At 71.8% G+C, this 14,977-nt stretch carries 12 protein-coding genes; 8 read left to right on the top strand and 4 right to left on the bottom strand.

Features of this window, described 5'->3' with window-relative positions:
* Nucleotides 1–159: 159 nt before the first annotated feature.
* On the top strand, nt 160–792 hold the full coding sequence (locus tag WMF45_RS26540) for an NUDIX hydrolase (RefSeq protein WP_437707259.1): 633 nt from the start codon (nt 160–162) through the stop codon (nt 790–792).
* A 66-nt stretch (nt 793–858) separates the two neighbouring features.
* Here WMF45_RS26540 and WMF45_RS26545 read toward each other — a convergent pair whose 3' ends face one another.
* Nucleotides 859–2,934 carry a TonB-dependent receptor plug domain-containing protein gene (locus WMF45_RS26545; protein ID WP_437707260.1) on the bottom strand — a complete coding sequence of 692 codons (2,076 nt, stop codon included), beginning with the start codon at nt 2,932–2,934 and terminating at the stop codon, nt 859–861.
* 507 nt (nt 2,935–3,441) lie between these two features.
* Here WMF45_RS26545 and WMF45_RS26550 point away from each other — a divergent pair.
* Entirely contained in the window at nt 3,442–3,918 is a 477-nt protein-coding gene (locus WMF45_RS26550; RefSeq protein ID WP_437540856.1) for a MarR family winged helix-turn-helix transcriptional regulator, read from the top strand.
* 16 nt (nt 3,919–3,934) lie between these two features.
* Entirely contained in the window at nt 3,935–4,633 is a 699-nt protein-coding gene (locus WMF45_RS26555) for a hypothetical protein (RefSeq protein ID WP_437707261.1), read from the top strand.
* A gap of 21 nt (nt 4,634–4,654) precedes the next feature.
* Here WMF45_RS26555 and WMF45_RS26560 read toward each other — a convergent pair whose 3' ends face one another.
* Both WMF45_RS26560 and WMF45_RS26565 read right to left on the bottom strand, forming a co-directional pair.
* Nucleotides 4,655–5,248, bottom strand: a complete 594-nt coding sequence (locus WMF45_RS26560; protein ID WP_437707262.1) for a TetR/AcrR family transcriptional regulator — start codon at nt 5,246–5,248, stop codon at nt 4,655–4,657.
* A 5-nt stretch (nt 5,249–5,253) separates the two neighbouring features.
* Nucleotides 5,254–5,532: a hypothetical protein gene (locus WMF45_RS26565; RefSeq protein WP_437707263.1), complete on the bottom strand. Its 279-nt coding sequence runs from the start codon at nt 5,530–5,532 to the stop codon at nt 5,254–5,256.
* Between the two features lie 502 nt (nt 5,533–6,034).
* On the opposite strand from WMF45_RS26565, the gene WMF45_RS26570 reads away from it, so the two are divergent.
* From WMF45_RS26570 to WMF45_RS26590, 5 genes are all read left to right on the top strand, one after another.
* Nucleotides 6,035–7,090 (top strand): hypothetical protein, encoded by a 1,056-nt coding sequence (locus tag WMF45_RS26570; protein ID WP_437707264.1) that lies wholly within the window; start codon nt 6,035–6,037, stop codon nt 7,088–7,090.
* 129 nt (nt 7,091–7,219) lie between these two features.
* Nucleotides 7,220–8,218 (top strand): hypothetical protein, encoded by a 999-nt coding sequence (locus tag WMF45_RS26575; protein WP_437707265.1) that lies wholly within the window; start codon nt 7,220–7,222, stop codon nt 8,216–8,218.
* Nucleotides 8,219–8,417: 199 nt separating this feature from the next.
* Nucleotides 8,418–9,014: a hypothetical protein gene (locus WMF45_RS26580; protein WP_437707266.1), complete on the top strand. Its 597-nt coding sequence runs from the start codon at nt 8,418–8,420 to the stop codon at nt 9,012–9,014.
* A gap of 181 nt (nt 9,015–9,195) precedes the next feature.
* A complete protein-coding gene (locus tag WMF45_RS26585; RefSeq protein ID WP_437707267.1) occupies nt 9,196–10,554 on the top strand; it encodes an AAA family ATPase in 1,359 nt (452 codons plus the stop codon).
* A complete protein-coding gene (locus WMF45_RS26590; protein ID WP_437707268.1) occupies nt 10,551–11,795 on the top strand; it encodes a vWA domain-containing protein in 1,245 nt (414 codons plus the stop codon). The genes WMF45_RS26585 and WMF45_RS26590 overlap by 4 nt, the downstream gene beginning before the upstream one ends.
* Before the next feature lie 59 nt (nt 11,796–11,854).
* Here WMF45_RS26590 and WMF45_RS26595 read toward each other — a convergent pair whose 3' ends face one another.
* The gene (locus WMF45_RS26595; protein ID WP_437707269.1) at nt 11,855–14,635 is read right to left on the bottom strand and encodes a hypothetical protein; all 2,781 of its coding nucleotides are present in this window, start codon (nt 14,633–14,635) and stop codon (nt 11,855–11,857) included.
* Between the last annotated feature and the right edge of the window lie 342 nt (nt 14,636–14,977).

Consider the following 14,977-nt stretch of genomic DNA (forward strand, 5'->3'; position numbering starts at 1 on the left):
CACGGAGGGCCGCGACGCGTCACGCCATGGCGCCATGGCCGGGATCCGGCGAGCGGCCTGCGCGGCTCGAGTGTCGAGTCCGGGCCCGCCGCGCGCGCGATCCCCGAGCGCAGCCGCCGCGCGCTAAATAGCGATAAATATTATGCTATCCTGACCACGGTGCTCTCCTCCTACGACCTCGCCGCCATCATGGCCCGCCTCGACGCGCGCGAGGCCGCGCTCGACCTGCTCACGCAGGAGCGCCAGGCCGCGGTCGCCGCGATCTTGCGGTCGCCGGCGGGGTCTCCGGGCACGGCGCTCGATCCTGCGGGGGGCCGGGAGCCCGAGGAGGCCGAGCTCCTCCTGATCCGCCGGGCCGATCACCCGGCCGATCCCTGGTCGGGGCACATGGCGCTCCCGGGCGGGCGGCGCGAGCCGGCGGACGAGAGCCTGCTCGCCACCGCGATCCGCGAGACGCGGGAGGAGGTGGGGATCGATCTCGCGGCGCACGGGACCCTGCTCGCGCGCCTGCCCGAGGTCCCGGCGGTCGCGCGCGGGCGGCGCGCCGGGATGATCGTCGCCCCGTTCGTCTTCGCGCTGCGCTGCACGCCGGAGCTCACCCTGAGCGACGAGGTGGCCGAGGCGCTCTGGACGCCGCTCGGGCCGCTCGCGCGCGGCGAACGCACCTCGCGTTATGCGTACACGCACGAGGGAAACGTCCTCCAGCTCCCGTGCCTGCTCGTGGACGAGCGGGTCGTCTGGGGGCTGACGTACCTCATGCTGAAGCAGCTCTTCGAGGTGCTCCACCGGTAGCTCCCGTAGCCGCCGGATCAGCCGGTCTGCCGCGGCATCGCTGGCCGCATTCCCCTCAGGTTCCCCTCAGAAACCGCCCTCGATCGCGAGCCCCGGCATCGTGATGGGCCCGATCTTCCGCGGCGTGCACGCGCCGTCATCGCAGCTCACGTCGAACACCTCCTTCGCCAGCGTCGCGTTCTGCACGTCGAACACGAGCCCGAGGTACCTCCGCGCGCCCAGCGCCCAGCGCTTCGACAGGCGCATGTCGAGCCGATAGAACGGCGCGACGCGATCCGGGTGCTCGCTCGGGGGGCGGCCCGGGGCGGCCTCGTCGGCGGGAAAGCCGGTGTAGAAGACGTGGCGGATGCCGGCGCGCCAGCCCGCGCCGAGGTCGTAGAGCAGCGCGAGGTGCGCCACGTGCGTCCGGTCGTAGGCGGAGGGGATCGTCGCCCTGCCCCGCGTGCGCGTGGAGCGCGACAGCGTGTACGACGCCAGGAAGAACATGTCCCGGCGGAGCGCCCCGCGCGCCCCGAGCTCGAGACCGTACGTGTCGCCGAGGCTCCGCGTGAGGAAGCGCTCCGTGCTGAGGTTCGTGCCGCGGCCCGTCCCGATCGGATCGCTCAGGCCGAAGGTCGCCTGTCGAAACACCGTGGCGCTGACGTTGACCGGGCCCGCGTCGACCTCGACACCGAAGCTCGACTGCAGGCTGCGCTGCAGCCCCCCCGGGATGCCGCCGATCTGGAGCGCCGGCAGCGGAGCGAGGCCGGGCAGCTGCGAGGCGAGGCCGAACGCCGGGATGAGCCGCACGTGGTCGCCGACGCCGAAGCGGCCGACGATCCTCGGGTCGACGGCGAGCGCGCTCTTGCCGAGCGAGGTGTAGTGGTCCACGCGCACGCCGGGCGTGATCGTCGACCGCTCGTCGAGCACGAGCAGCGCGTCGGCCCACGCGCCCAGCGCGAGGTCGAGCCGGCTGCGGAAGAGCTCGGGGAAGCTCTCGTCGAGCTGGGCCGTCCCCTCCGCGGGCGTGTCCTCCTCGTCGGTGGACGCGCCGCCTCCGGGCTCGCCGTCCGGCGCGCCGGGGTGCGGCGTCACCACGTAGCGGTCGACCGCGGCGTCGACGCCCACCCGCACGAGCGCGCGCCCCGCGAGGAGGGGCCGGGCCAAGCTCATCCGCGCGTTGAGCTTCCAGGCCTCGGCGCTCTCCACGCCGACCCCGCGCGACCGGTCGAGCCCGAGGGTGAGCGCCGACCTGACGCGCGTGCCCGAGGCGGCGTCGTCGCGGTCGTAGCGCAGGTCCAGGCGGTGGAAATCGCTGTCGAGGAGGACGTCGGTCTCTTTGGCGCCGTCCTCCTCGCCGATGCTGGCGAGGTAGTCGTACGCGCCGAAGGCGAAGACGGTGATGCGCTCCTCCGGCCCGAGCCGGTGCGTCATCCGGCCCTGGTAGTCGGCGTAACCCACGTCGACGCTCGGGACGAGCGCCGAGGTGAGCGCCGCGCCGGCGGCGTAGCGCCCTCCCACGAGGACGTGGGTGTCGCTGTCCATCGGCCCCTCCACGACGCCGCCGAGGTCGACGAACCGGAGGCTCCCCTCCCCGCGCCAGACGTCGGACGGCGGCGCGCTCTCGGCCTCGATCGCCGCGCCCGCGAGCCGCCCGATGTCCGCGGGATAGGGGCCGAGGTGCATCTCGACGCGCTGGACCATCGCGGCCGGGATGACGCTGGGGCCGGCGCCCACGTGAAAGAGGAGCGGGACCTGGATGCCGTTGAAGAAGTAGCCGATGTTCCCCGGCGGCGCGCCGCGGATGTAGTAGTACGGCATGCCGCTCGCGATGGAGGTCACGCCGGGCTGGATCTCGATGGCGCGGTAGGGGTCGCCGAGGGCGCCGGGCAGCTCGCGGACGTCGCGCCGCGTGAGCGAGACCGAGCCCGGCGGAGCCCGGTTGCCCTCGACGGTGACCTCGATCCCGGCGGGCGCGATGGCCTGTCCGTCGGGGACGACGGGAGACGGCGGCTCGGCCGGGGCCGCGCCGGGCGCCTGCGCCACCTCGGCTCCTGCCGGCTCACCGGCCGGGCGGCCTGCAGGCTGAGGGCGCGCCTCGCCCGCATGCAAGGTGGCGGCGGCCGCGAGCGCGAGGGAGAAGAGTGCGCCTGGGGATCTCACGCGGATGTCGTAGCTACGCCGCCGGGCAGCCGGGAGAACCTCCCCCGTGGCGCCCCGGGATTAGCAAATCCATCGGCTCGGCGGAAGCCGGGGAGTCCATCCACGCTCGGCCACCCACGCGCCCTGGACGCGCATCCCCGCGCTCGCGAGGCGCCCGTCAGTCCCATCGACGGGCGGCGCGTCCCTCGCGCGATCCTAGGGAGACAAAAAACAGAGCGCCCATTCGACGGCGGGGGGGGGAAGCCGTCACGGGCGCTCTGACGTCCGTGTTTTGCAGGACACGGGCCAAGGCTACTCCCTTCTGTATTCCTGGGGTTACCCTTAAGGACACCCCCGATACCTTTCGATTCTGAGATCTCTGCTTTCAAACCTGGCATGGGATCCGCTCCTTGAAACATCCCGCCGGGCCTCCCTGCCGCGCCGAGCTCCCTGAGATGCACGCCAGGCCGAGGACATCGGCACAGCGCTCAATTGACAATCAATTGTCAATATGACAGGTTGTTTCCAATGACGAGGCTCACCGCGGAGGCGACCGCGCTCAGCGAGCTGGTGATCGAGGTGTTCCGCTTGAATGGTCTGGCGCTCGAGGCCGGGGACGCCCTGGCCAGGCCGGCGGGGCTCACGAGCGCGCGCTGGCAGGTGCTCGGCGTCGTGGACCACGGCGCGGCGCCGGTCTCGAACGTCGCTCGGACGATGGGGCTGACCCGCCAGGGCGTGCAGCAGATAGCGGACGCCCTCGAGCGCGAGGGGTTCGTCGAGTATGTCGAGAACCCTCACCACCGCACGGCCAAGCTCATCGCGATGACGGCGGCAGGGCGCGAGGCCCTGCGGCAGGTAGAGGCGCGCCACGCCGCGTGGGCGGACCGGATCGGCAAGCGGCTCGACCTGTCGAGCCTGCACGCGACCCTCGATGCGCTGCGACAGGCCCGACGTGTGCTCGAAGAGGACGCGGCGTCGCCTGCGCGACCCGCTCGAAAGGCGTGATCCCATGAGCGGAGCGATGACGATTCCCGTGCTCCCGTGCGTGTCGCTGCCCGAGACCCTGGCGTTCTACGGCGCCCTGGGCTTCGAGGTCACCCACCAGCAGACAGCGCCGAACGTGTATGCGGCGACGCGCCGCGGGGAGGTCCACCTGCACTTCATGGGCCTCAAGGGGCTGGATCCCGGGCAGGCGTACAGCACATGCCTGGTGATCGTCCCCGAGGTCGAGCGGCTCCACGAGACGTTCGCGGAGGGGCTGCGGCGGGCGTACGGCAAGCTGCCGATCGCCGGCCTGCCCAGGATCTCGCGCATGAAGAAGGGGCAGAGCCGCTTCACGGTGGTCGACGTCGCGGGCAACTCGGTGATCTTCATCCGGCGGGACGCGCCGAACGACGACGAGGGGGCCGCCGGGTCGCACTCGGACTCGAGGCTGGGCAAGGCCCTGCGCGCGGCGGCGCGGCTGCGCGACTTCAAGAACGACGATGCCGCGGCCGCCAGGGTCCTCGACGTGGCGCTCGCCCGGAAGGAGCCGGACGACCCCCTCGAGCGCGCCCGCGCCCTCGCCGCCCGGCTGGAGCTCGCCGTCGCCCTGGGCGAACAGGCGCGCGCCCGGGCCCTGCGCGACGAGATCGACGAGGCGCCGCTCTCCCACGAGGAGCGCGCCCTGCTCCGGCCTCAGCTCGACGCCGTGGACGCGTTCGAGCGGTCGCAGCGATAGGCACGCCTGCGCCGCCAGGCCTCACGTCGCTCGCCGCCTCCGTGCCGCGCCCGGCGGACGCGCGACACGCTCGTCCTTGGCCAGGAGCTCGAGCGCGCGATCGAGCGCGAGCCCCAGCGAGCGCGCGCCCTCGACCGAGAGGTCGGAGAAGAGCATCTGCGCGCCGACGAAGGCCGCGTACTCCAGCCGCGCGAGCAGCAAGGCGGCGCCGCGCGCGCGCCCCTCGGAGGCGTACAGGGACGCGAGGTACTCGACGCGGCGCGCGTCGACCCGCCGGAGCACGGCCGCGGCGCGCTCGTCCCGGAGCGCCCACGCCCGCACGGCGAGCTCGAGCCGGCCGTCGAGCGAGCGCACGACAGCGGAGAGCCGCTGCCGCTTCTGCTCTGGGCTCCCGCCCGCCTCGGCGTGGTGGATCGGCGCCGACGTCTGCCGCTCCTCCCAGCGAGCGAGGAGCGCCGCGAGGAACGCCGCGATGTCCTCGAAGTGATGGTAGAACGAGCCCTTCGTTCGCCCGAGCCTCGCGCAGAGCCCGTCGATCGTCAGCGCGCCCTCGCCGCCGTCGCGGAGCGCGTCGAGCCCCTGGTCGAGCCAGTCGTTCCTCGAGGTGCGCGCCATGCGGGTCAGTCGAGCGCGGCGCCCGCGACGGCGGCGGCGAGGGTGAGCGAGAGCGGCGAGTACACGAGGCGGTTCAGCCGGTGATACGGCAGCGCGCGCGTGCCGGGCCGCAGGCGAGCCTCGAGGTAACCGCCGACGCCCCGCGCCCCGGCCGCGCACAGGATCGCGAGCAGGCCAAGCAGCGTCCATGGCGACACGCCGCGCGGCGCTCCGAGCCGGGACACGCCGGCGACGAGCACGAGGAGCGGGGCGACGACCGCCGCGCTCGAGAGAAGTCGATCCATCGTGGCCTCACCTTCAAACCATACCATACGGTATGGTATGGCTCTGGACAAGCGTCTGCGCCTCACTGAACGCACGGCGCAGGGACCGTCGCTTATCGCGCTCCGCCACGGACGCTCCGGAGCCGCGCGAGGCGCTCGGCTCCTCGGGGTGCTCTCGCCCGCCACCGTGCCTTCCACCCTCCTCGGTGAGATTCTCACGAAAAGCGCCCGACCAGCAAATGCTGAGATCTTCTCGGGGCCTATCGAAATACACTCGATATACACTGGATTCATCGCGCCTTCATGGCCGATTCGGCTTCCTTGTCCTCGCCTGCCCAAGTATGAAATAGGAGTTCGAGCTCTCCTTGGCTCCGAAGTGACAAGGGCGCCGCGCGCCCCCGGTCGGGTCGCCTCGCCGGCGTGAAGGAGCGGGAAGAGAGAGGCTTGGGGCAGCGCCGAGCGATCGTCGCGGTGCCCCTTGCCGAAGAGCCGAAACGCGACACGCGAGAGAAGGACCATCACGATGAGGAGAAGGAAGGACCCGTTCGGCATGGCGCTCGCGCTCGCCGGCGCCGGCAGCTTCGCGGGCTGCTGGGAAGGCGGCGCTGTCCAGATCTATTCGTGCAATGAGCCGTGCTTCAGCCTGGATGCTCACGAGTGCAATGATCCGTGCCCCGTGTGCGACGGCGCGTGCGTGCCGCCGCCGTCCGTCGGGTTCGACGATCCCATCCTGCTCTGGAGGGGCGACGCGACCGGCGGGACGTCCCCACCGGAGTGCCCGGTGGAGGCGCCGGATCTCCTGTTCGACGGTTACAGCGGATTCGCCGGCGAGCACACATGTCCGACGTGCCTTTGCACGAAGCCCTCCTGCGAGCTGCCTTCGGGCCTTCTGGGGAGCGCCTCGGCCACGTGCGACGGGACGGCGTCCACGCCGTTCGCCGCCCCCGAGGGGTGGAGCGGCGCGTGCACCGCGCCGGCCGCGGCGACCCCGGGCGAGCTCGGCTCGCTCCTCATCCCGGCGCCGACCGTGAGCGCGTGCGCTCCGGCGCACGATCCCGGAGGAGCGCCGCCCGAGCTGGCCGCCCCCGCGAGCACCCGGGTGCGCGCGTGCACCGGCGCGGCCGACAAGAACAAGTGCAGAGATCCCTCGATGATGTGTGTCGCGGCCCCCAGGCAGCGATCCGGGGGCTTCACGATGTGCATCCGCTATCTCCTTCAGTACACGCCGGAGTGCCCCGAGCCATATCCCGATCTGCTGGCGATCGCCGAGGGCTTCGACGACACGCGCAGCTGCACGCCTTGCGCGTGCGAGGAGCTCGAGGACGCCACGTGCGCCGCGCTCGTCTCTGTCTACGAGGACGGCAGCTGTCGCGAGCTCCTCGGCGCAGAGACGGTGACGATGGCCGGGCCGAAGTGCGTCGCGGGGCCGGATCTGCGGCTCGAGAGCATGGTGGCGCGCTGGATCAGGGACGACCCAGGCCGGTGCGCCCCGACCGGAGGAGTCGCCACGGGCGAGGTGACACCGCAGAGTCCGGCTTACTATTGCTGCCAGTCAGACGAGGTCATCCCTATCTACTGATGACTCCGCCCGCCAAGGGCTGTTCGAGCTGTTCGACCCGGACGCCCCATTGAGCGAGGGTGCGACTTCGTGTACCCGTACGCGCGCTTCGCGGCTATAAGAGCGAATCACGCGAAAGGGAGAGCGGATATGCGAATCGCACGATGGTGCTTCTGGATCGCGCTCGCCGCGGCCGGTTGCAGCGCGTCCAACCGCGGCACGTCCGCGACGGAGGCCGACCCGTCCTCGGGCGCCGGAGAGAGCGGCGAAGGGAGCGGTGAAGGGAGCGGCGTAGGCGGCCAGGACGACCCGTTTGGCTCCGGCACCGATATCGGCGGAAACAGCGGAGACGTCGGGAATGAGGGCAGCGGGAGTGGGGCCCCTGACAACGGGTGCATCGAGCGAGCATCCCTCGTGTATGTGCTCTCACAGGACAACGAGCTCTACAGCTTCAGGCCCGATCGTAAGGAGTTCACGAAGATTGGTGTCCTGGGGTGCCGGACCGGCATGGATCCGAACTCGATGGCGATCGATCGCAACGCGGTGGCGTGGGTCAACTACGTCGAGCCCGACGACAGCGAGGGGACGTTGTTCAAGGTCAGCACCGAGGACGCGAGCTGCGAGCCCTCCGGGGCCACGCTCTCCGACGGGTGGTCCCGGCTCGGCATGGGCTTCTCGAGCGACCTCTCGCGCCCGGACACCGAGGAGCTGTTCGTGGCGGGCGCCACGGGCACGCCCGGCATCGGGCTGGGGAGGATCGACGGCGCGTCCGTGACGCCGGTCGGCGAGTTCAGCGGCTCGATGCGCGACATCTCGGCGGAGCTCACCGGCACCGGGGATGGACGCCTCTTCGGCTTCTTCACGACCACCCCGGTGCAGCTCGCCGAGATCGACAAGGAGACCGGCGAGATCATCGAGACCACGGACCTGCCGGGCATCGAGACCCCCAGCGCCTGGGCGTTCTCGTTCTGGGGTGGCGACTTCTATTTCTACACCGCCCCGAGCGAGTTCGGGTCGTCGCGCACCACCAACGTGAGCCGCTATCGCCCGTCCGACGGCTCGATCGACACGGACTACATGACGAACATCGGCTTCCGCATCGTCGGCGCCGGCGTCTCTACCTGCGCCCCCCTAGAGCTGCCGCGGTAGAGCGGCATGTGGCTGAGGTGGGCGGAATGAGAGGAGGCCTCGGGACGGACTCGGCGGGGGCGTCCACGATGGCATCGGGAACGGATCCGGGAAGCGCGCTCCCGGCGGTGCAGGCGTCTACCGGTCGGGCATCGCCGGCATCACGTTGCGCGTGGCCGATCGGGCACACCCGATAGGGCGGCGAGGTGTTGCGATGCGGATGAACCTTCTCCCCGGGCGCGGTCACTGGCTACTCGCGCTGGCGCTCACCGCGGCGTGCGGGACGGCGCCGGGCGCGGAATCCCCGGCGCGAGAGGACATTTTCCGCGCCGCGGGGCCGAACGAGTTCATCCTGCTGACCGCCCAGGGCGAGCTCGTCAGCGCCGACATCGAGCCGGGGCGCGTGGTCGGGCCGGACGTGAACCTCGGCGTGTACGCCGCCGACAGGGGGCGAGACGGGCAGACGGTCCGGGGCGTGGCGTTCGACCGGACCGTGAACGTCACAGCGACGGGGCAGCGCGCGGCCGGCATCGTCGGCGCCATGCCGCTGGAGCTCTCTGTGACCCGGGCGGAGGAAGGGCTCCGCGCGCAAGGCCTCCTGGCCGGCACCCTCTCCGACTACCGGCTGGACGAGCGGCAGCTCAGGGGCACGATCGGGCGCTGCAGCTACGAGCTCACGCGAGCGGGGCGCACCTACGAGGGGTCGCGGCGCTGCGAAGGCCCGCCTCATCACGCGACCGTGCTCCTGCCCCGCGGGCTGTCCTCGTGGAGCGACGCCGCGCTCGCGGCCGCCCTCGGGCTGCTCCTTGGCGCCTGAGCGCGCCGCGGCCCGCACCGCCGCGTGGCGAATGACAGGTCGCGCAGCGGCTGCTAGAGCTCGGGGCGACCCGGCAAGAAAGACGAAGCGCGCCGGAAGCCCGTCGGGTACGGAAGGGCCGAGCCTCCTGGGCCCCGGCGGTCCTTTCTTCGCGCCCTCGCGCGGCACCCCCTCTTCCTCCGTGACGAAGCCCAGATCCGATGGCAACGCGCCGGGCAGGCCGACCCCGGCGACTTCACCGAACCTCCTCGAGGGACGCTCCGCGCCCATCCCGATCGGGCCGCGCCTCGAGGCCGTGCTCGAGCTCGCCTACCGCGCGCGCCGCGCGGTGCTGCTCGAGGGACCCACCGGGATCGGCAAGAGCGAGCTCGTCCGGCAGCTCGCCGAGCGGCTCGGCATCGCCACCGTCGTGCTCGATCTGAGCCTGCTCGAGCCGCCCGACCTCGTGGGCCTGCCGGTCATCCGGGACGGCCGGACCAGCTACGCGGCGCCGTCGGTGCTGCCCCAGGACGGCGCCGGCATCCTGATGCTCGAAGAGCTCAACCGGGCGGAGCGGTACATCCAGCAGCCGGCGCTCCAGCTGCTCAGCGCCCGGCGGCTGCACGAGTACGAGCTGCCCGCGGGCTGGGTGTGCTTTGCCGCCGTGAACCCCGAGTCAGCCGATTACCAGGTGACCCCCCTCGATCGCGCGCTCCGCGCGCGGTTCCTCCACCTGACCGTCCGCGCGGACCGGGCGTCCTGGCTCGCCTGGGCGCAGGTGAACGGGCTCCACCCGGGCGTGATCGCCCTCGCGCAGGGGCACGAGCGCATCCTGGACGACGTGCCCCCGCGCACCTGGACCTATGCGTCGCACGTGCTGAGCGCGCTCCGCCTTGAGGAGCTCGCGGACGGCGTGCTGCTGCGCGACGCCCTGGGCGGGTACCTGCCCCCGAGCTGGGTCGAGCTCCTGCTCGCGTCGAAGGACACCTGGTCGACGCGGCTGCCGTTCGATCTGCGCGCGCTGCTCGCCGATTACGGGCCGAGCTCGCCGGCGGGCAAGGTGCTGCGCGGGGCGCGCGAGCGCGGGGAGACCGACCGGTTCGACGAGGTGACGACGCGGCTCGCGCCGCTGCTCGAGGGGCCGGAGGTCGGCGTGCTCGCGGCGCAGCGCAAGCTGTCGCTGGGGGCGTTCGAGGCGCTGCTCGCCGACCTGCCGGGCGACCACCGCGAGCGGCTCCAGGACGCGCTCGGCGGCAACGCGACGGCCACGCAGCTCATCGACGTCCGCCCCGAGGAGCTGCTCCAGAACTACGCGGGCAGCGCCGCCGAGCAGAAGGTGCTGGCGTGGCGCGCCGATCCGCTGCGGCAGCACCGCGTGGGGCTCGTCGTGACCGCGCTGTCGGCGCACCTCGCCCAGCAGGCGAAGCTCGTCGACGTGCGGCGGAGCAACGTCGCGCGCGTGTGCCTGGGCCAGCTGCTCGCGCAGCTGCCGGAGCGCTGGGCCCTGCGGCTCGCGGGGACGCTGAAGAAGCACGGCGTCACGCCGGTCCGGCCACAATGAGCGAGGCGGCGGGGCGCGGCGGGCGCGGCGAGGCGCCCGAGGACGCGGTCGCCGCGTGGCTCGACGCCTTCGTGCGCGATCCCGGCTTCCTGGAGCGGTACCCCTGCTACGCGGCGATCCTCGCGCGGCTCGCGCCGGTCGCGGACCCCTCGGTCAAGCGCATGGCCGTCTCGCTGTTCGATGGCCGCTTCTTCCTCCACGTCAACGTGGAGTCGTTCATGAACGAGCCCGTGTTCCTGCGGGGCGTGCTCCTCCACGAGGTGCACCACGTCGCGCTCGGGCACCTGTGCCACCCCAAGTTCGCGGGCGCGGACGAGCCGGAGCTCATGGACCTCGCCCTGGAGATGTCGGCCAACGAGTACATCGAGGAGCCGCTGCCCGATCCGATCCGCTGGCAGCCCTACGCCCCGATCGGCCTGCGCGGCGGCCAGAGCACGCTCGAGCGCTACGAGCTGCTCGTGAGCGCGGCGCGCGAGGGCAAGCTCCCGCAGCGCGGCGGAGAGGCCGTCGACGATCACCGCGTGCTCCGTCGCCCCTCGCGGGAGCCGGGCGCGGTGGAGCAGACGCGGCAGCTCCTGCTGCGCGCCGCCGAGGAGGCGGACGCGCTCGCGAACGACGGCGATCCGGCGGACGTGCCCGGCCTCTTGCTCGCGGGCAAGACGCCGGGGCGGCTCATCGAGGAGCTGACGGACGCGCTGGGCCCGCCCGCGCACCCGCTCGACTGGAAGACCGCGCTCAGGATGTTCGTGGCGAGGGAGCGCGCGCCGGTGCACACGTACGCGCGGCCGAACCGGCGCTTCCCGGGCCGCGTCGGCGAGGTCCCGGGCAGGACGTACGCGCCCCGCGCGATCACGAAGCCGTCGGTGCTCGTGGCGATCGACACGTCGATGAGCATGCGGCGCGACGAGCTCTCGGAGATCGCCCGGCAGCTGCAGGTGATGAGCGAGTCGGCGCGCATCACCGTCGTCGAGTGCGACGTGGAGATCGGGCGCGTGTACGCGTTCGACGGGCGGCTCGACGAGGTCGGCGGCCGCGGCGGGACCGATCTGCGGCCGGTGTTCGCCCCGGAGTTCCTGGCGGCGCGGAAGGTCTCCGGCGTGATCTATTTCACGGACGGCGCGGGGCCCACGCCCCCGGCGCCGCCGCCGCTGCCGGTGCTCTGGATCCTGACGAAGCCGCTCGATTTCACGTGCCCGTGGGGAGACCGGGCGTGGCTCGCGAGGAAGCCTCGGCCACGGTGAGCTGCGCGGTCATCGGGCGTGGATGACCGCGCGCGAGGCGGTGCGCCGCGGCCCCAGGCTCAGGGCACGCTGGCCGGATCGGCCGGGTCGGTCAACGCGTCCGCCTCGTCGCCGTCGAGCGCCCCATCGCTGTCGCGGTCGAGCGCCATCCGCACCCCCGATCCCGGCGGCGCGCAGGTGAAGGTCAGCGCCTTGCCCGACGCCGCGATCGCGCGCAGCGCCGTCGCGCTGATCGCCGCGCTCGCCGCCCTGTCCCGCAGGAATGTGCCCGTGCCCTGTTGATAGAGGAAGCCCTCCTCGTCCCCGTGCCTGCGGACCTTCGCCACCAGATCGCACTCCCCCGCGTCGGCGCGCGCGATCAGGAGATCCACCCGCAGCTCGGCGGCCGTGTCGCCAACGCCGGAGAGCGTCGCTTGCTGGCCCACGATCGGCGCCAGGTTGCTGTCGAAGGCGTGAAGAAAGGAGGTCACCTGCCCGCGCAGCACGTCGCCCGCCGCGCCCGGCGGGAAGCCGTTGACCCCCGGCACCTCGTTGAAGCCGTTCTGATCGTGGAAGCGGAAGATCGTATCCATCGTCCCGTTGTGGCCAATGCCGAACCCGCGGATCTGATCGCCCTGGAACTCGAAATTCCGGTTGTTGAAGCGGGGGTTCTCCACCATGCCGAACATCCCCACCTTCTGATAGACGTTACGGAGCTGGGCGACCTTGAAGCTCTGCGTGATGAACGCGAACGTGTAGCGCCCGTCGGTCCCGAAGAAGCCGGGGAACGGGACCCCGTACTCGGCGTTACCCGTGGGATCGAGCACGTGGCACGAAGCGCACGGCCCGCCCTCGCTGGCCGGCAGCATGAAGAATGCCTTGCCCGCCGCCTGATCGGCGGTGAGGCTGTTGTCCAGCGCGCGGATGGGGTTGGGCGGATACATCACCTGGAGGATGAAGTCGGAGAACGCCTGCATGTCCGCCGCGGGGATGGGCGCGTCCCGCCCGAGCAGGCCGACGAAGGCGACGCTGAACTTCTTGAACGCCGCCTCCTCGTCGAAGGTGCCGCTGTCCGGCTGCGCGCTCGGCGCGTCGTTCCCGCCGGTGCGGTCTCCGCGCCAGTGCATCGGCCCGTGGTTGGCCATCCCGCGCAGGCTCTGCGTCGTCATCGGCCCCTTGAGCGCGGCGAACTCGGCGGGCGCGCCGAAGAGCGTCGGATCGAGGATGAACGGGCCCGGCATCGGCGTGTTCGCCGCGTCGGGGTCGCCGAGGTCCCACGACAGGCTGTCGAGATCGCCGAAGACATGGCAGCTCGCGCAGGCCGAGTCGCCGTGGCTCGACGTGAACGAGGCGTCGTAGAGGAAGCGGCGGCCGCGGACCACGCTCTCCGGCTCGGGGCTGTACATGGGCACGTGCGCGATCTCGGCCTTGGCATCGACGTCGATGATCGAGATGGAGTTGTCGAAGCGCGTGAGGGCGTAGAGCTGCCCGCGCGCCTCGTCCAGCACCACGCCGGTCGGCCCGCCGCCGGAGACGGGGATCTGGCGCGCGCGCCTCGGCACGAAGGTGTCGGCCTCGAGCGCCGCGGTGTTGAAGACGCCGATCTTGTCCGAGCCGAGCGCGGCGACGTAGAGCCTCTTTCCGTTGCTGGAGACGGCCATGCCCGTGGGCAGCGCGAGGCTCTTCCGGCTCTCGGCGTTCGGGACCGGGGCGCAGCACGCGCTGTAGTCGATGTGTTTGTTCAGGTGCCGCGGGGCGACGCCGCCCGTCGCGGGGTCGAGCACCGTGATGTTGTTGTGGTTGAACCGGCCGCGCACGCTGTGGCCCGCGAAGACGCCGGCGCCCTCGAAGCGATTCTCGTTGAACGCGTCCGTGTTGGCCACGTAGACGCGCCCGCTCACCGGGTTGACGGCCATGTTGTAGAGGACCGTGCCGACTCCCTGGAACACGCCCCCGGGCCCGTCGACGGGCGCGGGCGGGTTGGCCAGGGCGTCGATGACGAAGACGTCCTTGTCGGGCAGCGAGAAGTTCACCTCGTCGTCCCAGGATCGGTTCAGCTCGTCCACCCAGTGCGTCCCGTTGAACTTGACGATGAGGGGTATCGGGGGCTGCGGGGCCCCGGCGGCGTTGGTGGTCGGCGGGGGCAGGCCGAGGCCCTGGTTCACCAGGTTGATCTCGATCGCGGTGGTGCGGTTTCCGGAGTGGAAGGCCGCCGCATAGACGCGTGAGCCGTCGGGCGTGGCGGCGAGCGCGCGCGGCGTGTCGCTGAAGAGGGTGATGATGTTGAGCGGCGCGGGGCTCGAGCTCGCCGCCGAGAAGACCCAGACGTCGGCGCGGCCAACGCCCGGTGTTGTGAGCGCCGGATCCACGGGGCTGTTCTGTCCGCGGTGCGCCGTGGTGATGAAGGCGCGGCCCTTGCCGGCGCCGGCGAAGACGATATCGCGGGGCTCGTCGCCGACGAGCAGGGTGCGCACGACGCGGGGCTTCCTCGGCTTCGAGACGTCGACGACGCTCACGCTGTCGGAGAGGTGGTTGACGACCCAGACCTCGTCGTCGCTGCGCGCCGCGACGGCGACCGGCTCCAGGCCCACGGCGACGGAGCCGCGGTGCTCGAGCCCGCCGCTCCTGACCTTGAAGATCTCGAGGCGGTTGTCAGGCGTGTTGACGGCGAAGAGCATCGAGCCGTCGGGCGAGAGGGCGAGAGGGCGGACCTGGCCGCTCTCGAAGAGGGAGTAGGGCCGGGCGGCGGCGACCGTGATCGGAGCCCTCGCGACGGTCGGGGTTTCGTCGACAGGCGTACCGCTGTCAGCGCATGCGGCCAGGGCGAGAGCCGGGAGCGACCAGAGGACGAGCTTGTTCATGGGCACCTCGAAGGCGGGAGAAGAGCGACATTTTATGATCCATCGAAAGGCGCCCACGGAGCAATAGACAGACGGATGGAATCAACCCACGTTGTTTGGCAAGACACTTTTAAAGCGCGGAGCGCCTCGGCGGCAGGAGCGCTCCACAACACGCCACAGGTCTCCCACGGTGGGGCCCCGCCCCACAACAACGTTGTTGCCATCGGCGAGTCCCGTCGTTGATCACGAGATGAATGCCCGCATACACAAAAAAAAAAAACGACCCGTCGGGGCGGCGCGCGCAGGCGAGGAGCCGGCGGCGCCCCCGAGGCAGAGGGCCTCCTCGGCCTCGGGCGCGCGCCG

The sequence above is a fragment of the Sorangium sp. So ce448 genome, from assembly GCF_051520915.1.
Lineage (GTDB): Bacteria > Myxococcota_A > Polyangia > Polyangiales > Polyangiaceae > Sorangium > Sorangium cellulosum_B.